Source organism: Streptomyces sp. (assembly GCF_036566765.1).
Taxonomy (GTDB): domain Bacteria; phylum Actinomycetota; class Actinomycetes; order Streptomycetales; family Streptomycetaceae; genus Streptomyces.
Genome location: NZ_DATCVQ010000645.1, coordinates 1 through 5,581, shown reverse-complemented (window position 1 = coordinate 5,581; position 5,581 = coordinate 1). Strand labels below are relative to the sequence as shown.

The 5,581-nt window shown below is 69.7% G+C and carries 5 protein-coding genes; all 5 read left to right on the top strand.

The window, feature by feature from the left end:
- Positions 1-643, top strand: a 643-nt coding sequence (locus VIU94_RS37515) for an NADH-quinone oxidoreductase subunit C (protein WP_331918852.1), incomplete at its 5' end; no start/stop codon positions are given.
- Complete coding sequence (locus VIU94_RS37510) at positions 640-1,962, top strand: NADH-quinone oxidoreductase subunit D (protein ID WP_331918850.1); 1,323 nt, start codon at positions 640-642, stop codon at positions 1,960-1,962. The genes VIU94_RS37515 and VIU94_RS37510, both read left to right, overlap by 4 nt.
- Positions 1,959-2,708, top strand: coding sequence for an NADH-quinone oxidoreductase subunit NuoE (gene nuoE / locus VIU94_RS37505; protein ID WP_331918848.1), 750 nt, complete (start codon positions 1,959-1,961; stop codon positions 2,706-2,708). Before VIU94_RS37510 ends, nuoE begins: the two co-directional genes overlap by 4 nt.
- Positions 2,708-4,057 (top strand): NADH-quinone oxidoreductase subunit NuoF, encoded by a 1,350-nt coding sequence (nuoF, locus tag VIU94_RS37500; protein WP_331918846.1) that lies wholly within the window; start codon positions 2,708-2,710, stop codon positions 4,055-4,057. Before nuoE ends, nuoF begins: the two co-directional genes overlap by 1 nt.
- On the top strand, positions 4,054-5,581 hold a 1,528-nt coding region (locus tag VIU94_RS37495), incomplete at its 3' end, for an NADH-quinone oxidoreductase subunit G (RefSeq protein ID WP_331918844.1). The genes nuoF and VIU94_RS37495, both read left to right, overlap by 4 nt.

Genomic DNA, 5,581 nt, shown 5'->3' with positions numbered 1-5,581 from the left:
CCAGCGCGGCATGTTCGGCGCCAACAACGGCGGCGACACCTCCGGCTACGGCGGCCTGGTCCGCTCGGTCCGCCTCCCGGGACCGGCGGCCCGCCCCTACGGCGGATGGTTCGACGAGGTCGCCGACGAGTTGGAAGGCGCCCTGGAGGAGCAGGGACTGCTCCCCGGCAACGCGATCGAGAAGACGGTCGTCGACCGCGACGAGATCACCTTCCACATCGAGCGCGAGCACCTGCTCCGCGTCGCCCGCACCCTGCGCGACGACCCGGCCCTGCGCTTCGAGCTCTGCACCGGAGTCAGTGGCGTCCACTACCTCCACGACAAGGGCCGCGAGCTGCACGCCGTCTACCACCTGCGCTCGATCACCCACAACCGGCTGATCCGCCTGGAGGTCAGCGCTCCGGACGCCGACCCGCACATCCCGTCCCTGGTCTCCGTGTATCCGACCAACGACTGGCACGAGCGCGAGACCTACGACTTCTTCGGGATCGTCTTCGACGGTCACCCGGCTCTGACGCGGATCATGATGCCGGACGACTGGCAGGGCCACCCGCAGCGCAAGGACTACCCCCTCGGCGGCATCCCCGTCGAGTACAAGGGCGCCCAGATCCCGGCTCCGGACCAGCGGAGGTCGTACTCATGAGCACGCAGCACGCAACTTCGCGTGAGACCACCGAGGGCACCGTTTACACGGTCACCGGTGGCGACTGGGACGAGGTCGTCCAGTCCGCGGCCCGCGCCGACGACGAGCGCATCGTCGTCAACATGGGCCCCCAGCACCCCTCCACCCACGGAGTGCTCCGCCTGATCCTGGAGATCGACGGCGAGACGGTCACCGAGGCCCGCTGCGGCATCGGCTACCTCCACACCGGCATCGAGAAGAACCTCGAGTTCCGCACGTGGACGCAGGGCACCACGTTCGTGACGCGCATGGACTACCTGACGTCCTTCTTCAACGAGACCGCCTACTGTCTCGCCGTCGAGAAGCTCCTCGGCATCGAGGACCAGATCACCGAGCGGGCCGAGATCATCCGGGTGCTCCTGATGGAGCTGAACCGGCTCTCCTCGCACCTGGTGTGCATCGCCACCGGCGGCATGGAACTCGGCGCCACCACGATCATGATCTACGGATTCCGTGATCGTGAAATGATTCTCGACATCTACGAGCTCATCACGGGCCTTCGGATGAACCACGCGTTCATCCGCCCGGGCGGACTCGCGCAGGACCTGCCGCCCGGCGCGGTGGACCACATCCGCGAGTTCGTGAAGAAGATGAAGAAGAACCTCCCGGAGTACGACAAGCTCGCCACCGGGAACCCCATCTTCAAGGCCCGTATGCAGGACGTCGGCTACCTCGACCTGGCGGGCTGCATGGCCCTCGGTGCCACCGGCCCGATCCTGCGCTCCACCGGCCTGCCGCACGACCTGCGCAAGTCACAGCCGTACTGCGGCTACGACACCTACGAGTTCGACATCCCGACCGCCGACACCTGCGACTCCTACGGCCGCTTCCTCATCCGGCTCGAGGAGATGCGCCAGTCGCTCAGGATCGTCGAGCAGTGCCTGGACCGGCTGCAGCCCGGCCCGGTCATGGTCGCCGACAAGAAGATCGCCTGGCCCGCCCAGCTCGCCCTGGGTCCCGACGGGCTCGGCAACTCCCTCGACCACATCAAGAAGATCATGGGCACCTCCATGGAGGCCCTGATCCACCACTTCAAGCTGGTGACCGAGGGCTTCCGGGTCCCGGCCGGCCAGGCGTACGCGGCCGTCGAGTCCCCCAAGGGGGAGCTGGGCGTCCACGTCGTCTCCGACGGCGGCACCCGCCCCTATCGGGTCCACTTCCGCGACCCGTCCTTCACCAACCTCCAGGCCATGGCCGCGATGTGCGAAGGCGGCCAGGTCGCCGACGTCATCGTCGCCGTCGCGTCCATCGACCCCGTGATGGGAGGCGTCGACCGATGACCGAGAACGCTTCGTCGACGAATCTCGGCATGCCCCAGCTCCCCGCCCCCGCCTACCCGGCCGAGGTCCGGGCCCGGCTGGAGGCGGACGCGAAGGAGATCATCGCCCGCTACCCGGGGTCCCGCTCCGCGCTCCTGCCGCTGCTGCACCTCGTGCAGTCGGAGGAGGGCCATGTCACGCGCACCGGCATGCAGTTCTGCGCCGACATGCTGGAACTGACCACCGCCGAGGTCACCGCCGTCGCCACCTTCTACACGATGTACCGGCGCAAGCCCTCGGGCGACTACCAGGTCGGGGTCTGCACCAACACGCTGTGCGCGGTCATGGGCGGCGACGCCATCTTCGAGGAGCTCAAGGAGCACCTCGGCGTCGGCAACGACGAGACGACCGAGGACGGCAAGATCACCCTTGAGCACATCGAGTGCAACGCGGCCTGCGACTTCGCGCCCGTCGTGATGGTCAACTGGGAGTTCTTCGACAACCAGACTCCCGCGTCCGCCAAGAAGATGGTGGACGACCTGCGGGCCGGCCGGACCGTCGAGCCCACCCGCGGCGCGCCGCTGTGCACCTTCAAGGAGACCGCGCGCATCCTGGCCGGCTTCCCCGACGAGCGCGAGGGCGCCGTCGAGGCCACCGGCGGCGCCGGCCCCGCCTCGCTCGTCGGGCTGCGCCTGGCCAAGGGCGAAACCCCGCACCACAAGATCGTCCACCCGCGTGGCGAAGCAGCCAGTGGGGAGGGGGAGTGATGACCTTGGCAGCCGAGCTCAACAACAGCAGCCCCGAGAAGCTTCTCGCGCCCGTCCTTTCGGCGTTCTGGGACCAGCCCGACTCCTGGACCCTGGAGACGTACGAGAGGCACGAGGGGTACGCGGGCCTGCGGAAGGCCCTCGCGATGTCGCCCGACGACGTCATCGCCTACGTCAAGGAATCCGGTCTGCGCGGCCGCGGCGGCGCCGGCTTCCCCACCGGGATGAAGTGGCAGTTCATCCCGCAGGGCGACGGCAAGCCGCACTACCTCGTCGTCAACGCCGACGAGTCCGAGCCGGGCACCTGCAAGGACATCCCGCTGCTCTTCGCCAACCCGCACTCGCTCATCGAGGGCATCGTGATCGCCTGCCACGCGATCCGCTCGAACCACGCCTTCATCTATCTGCGGGGCGAGGTCGTGCCCGTCCTCCGGAGGCTCCACGAGGCGGTCCGCGAGGCGTACGAGGCCGGCTACCTCGGCACGAACATCCTCGGCAGCGGACTTGACCTCGAACTCATCGTGCACGCCGGCGCCGGCGCGTACATCTGCGGTGAGGAGACCGCGCTCCTCGACTCGCTCGAAGGGCGCCGCGGCCAGCCCCGGCTGCGACCCCCCTTCCCCGCGGTCGCCGGTCTGTACGCCTGCCCCACTGTCGTGAACAACGTCGAGTCCATCGCCTCGGTTCCCGCGATCCTGAACAAGGGCAAGGACTGGTTCAGGTCCATGGGCAGCGAGAAGTCGCCCGGCTTCACGCTCTACTCGCTCAGCGGCCATGTCGCCTCGCCCGGCCAGTACGAGGCCCCGCTCGGCATCACGCTGCGCCAGCTGCTCGACATGAGCGGCGGGATGCGGCCCGGCCACCGGCTCAAGTTCTGGACCCCGGGCGGCTCCTCGACCCCGATGTTCACCGACGAGCACCTCGACGTCCCGCTCGATTACGAGGGCGTCGGCGCGGCCGGCTCGATGCTCGGCACCAAGGCGCTGCAGTGCTTCGACGAGACCACCTGCGTGGTGCGGGCCGTCACCCGGTGGACCGAGTTCTACGCGCACGAGTCCTGCGGCAAGTGCACGCCCTGCCGTGAGGGCACGTACTGGCTGGTCCAGTTGCTGCGCGACATCGAGGCCGGCAAGGGCGTGATGTCCGACCTCGACAAGCTGAACGACATCGCCGACAACATCAACGGCAAGTCGTTCTGCGCGCTCGGCGACGGCGCCGCCTCTCCGATCTTCTCCTCGCTGAAGTACTTCCGCGAGGAGTACGAGCAGCACATCACCGGCCGGGGCTGCCCCTTCGACCCGGCCAAGTCGACCGCCTGGGCGGACAACCACAAGGAGGTGACGGCATGACGGTCACCACGGCCGGCCCGGCCGGCGGCGGCTCCGCGGCGGTACCGCCGGAGGACCTCGTCTCGCTGACCATCGACGGCATGGAGATCTCCGTCCCCAAGGGGACCCTGGTCATCCGCGCCGCCGAGGAGCTCGGCATCGAGATCCCGCGCTTCTGCGACCACCCGCTCCTCGACCCGGCCGGCGCCTGCCGCCAGTGCATCGTCGAGGTCGAGGGCCAGCGCAAGCCGATGGCGTCCTGCACGATCACCTGCACCGACGGCATGGTCGTCAAGTCGCAGCTGACCTCGCCGGTCGCCGAGAAGGCCCAGCACGGCGTGATGGAGCTGCTGCTCATCAACCACCCGCTGGACTGCCCGGTCTGCGACAAGGGCGGCGAGTGCCCGCTGCAGAACCAGGCGATGTCGCACGGCCAGTCCGAGTCCCGCTTCGAGGGGAAGAAGCGGACGTACGAGAAGCCGGTGCCGATCTCCACGCAGGTGCTGCTCGACCGCGAGCGGTGTGTGCTCTGCGCGCGCTGCACCCGCTTCTCCAACCAGATCGCCGGCGACCCGATGATCGAGCTGATCGAGCGCGGCGCGCTCCAGCAGGTCGGCACCGGCGAGGGCGACCCGTTCCAGTCGTACTTCTCCGGCAACACCATCCAGATCTGCCCGGTCGGCGCGCTGACCTCGGCGGCGTACCGGTTCCGCTCCCGGCCGTTCGACCTGGTCTCCTCGCCGAGCGTCTGCGAGCACTGCGCCGGCGGCTGCGCCACCCGCACCGACCACCGACGCGGCAAGGTCATGCGGAAGCTCGCCGCCGACGACCCGGAGGTCAACGAGGAGTGGATCTGCGACAAGGGGCGGTTCGCGTTCCGGTACGCGCAGCAGCGCGACCGGCTCACGAGCCCCCTGGTGCGCAACCCCGAGACCGGTGAGCTGGAGTCCGCGTCCTGGCCGGAGGCCCTGGAGGCGGCGGCCCGCGGCCTGGTCCGGGGGCGCACCGGCGTCCTGGCCGGCGGCAGGCTGACGGTCGAGGACGCGTACGCGTACGCCAAGTTCGCCAGGGTCGCCCTCGACACCAACGACGTCGACTTCCGGGCCCGCGTCCACTCCAGCGAGGAGGCCGACTTCCTGGCCTCCGCGGTCGCCGGGCGGGGACGGGACCTGGACGGCACGGGCGTCACGTACACCTCGCTCGAAGCCGCTCCCGCCGTGCTCCTTGCCGGCCTGGAGGCGGAGGAGGAGGCCCCCGGGGTCTTCCTGCGGCTGCGCAAGGCGTGGCGCAAGAAGGGCCAGAAGACGTACGGCCTGGCGGCGTTCGCGACGCGCGGCCTGACAAAGGCCGGCGGCACGCTGCTGCCCGCCGCGCCCGGCACCGAGACCGAGTGGCTTGAAGCCCTGGCCGCCGGCGTCGGTCTGGAGGGCCCGGGCGCCGAGGCGGCCGAGGCGCTGCGCGCCGATGGGGCCGTGGTCGCCGTCGGCGAGGGCCGCTCGATGGAGCTCGACGGGATGCCGCTGACCGCCGAGGGCGACCTGCTCT

Excerpts from the sequence above, each read along its gene's own strand:
- nuoF (WP_331918846.1), top strand. The coding sequence starts at position 2,708 with ATGACCTTGGCAGCCGAGCTCAACAACAGCAGCCCCGAGAAGCTTCTC.
- VIU94_RS37510 (WP_331918850.1), top strand. The coding sequence starts at position 640 with ATGAGCACGCAGCACGCAACTTCGCGTGAGACCACCGAGGGCACCGTT.
- nuoE (WP_331918848.1), top strand. The coding sequence starts at position 1,959 with ATGACCGAGAACGCTTCGTCGACGAATCTCGGCATGCCCCAGCTCCCC.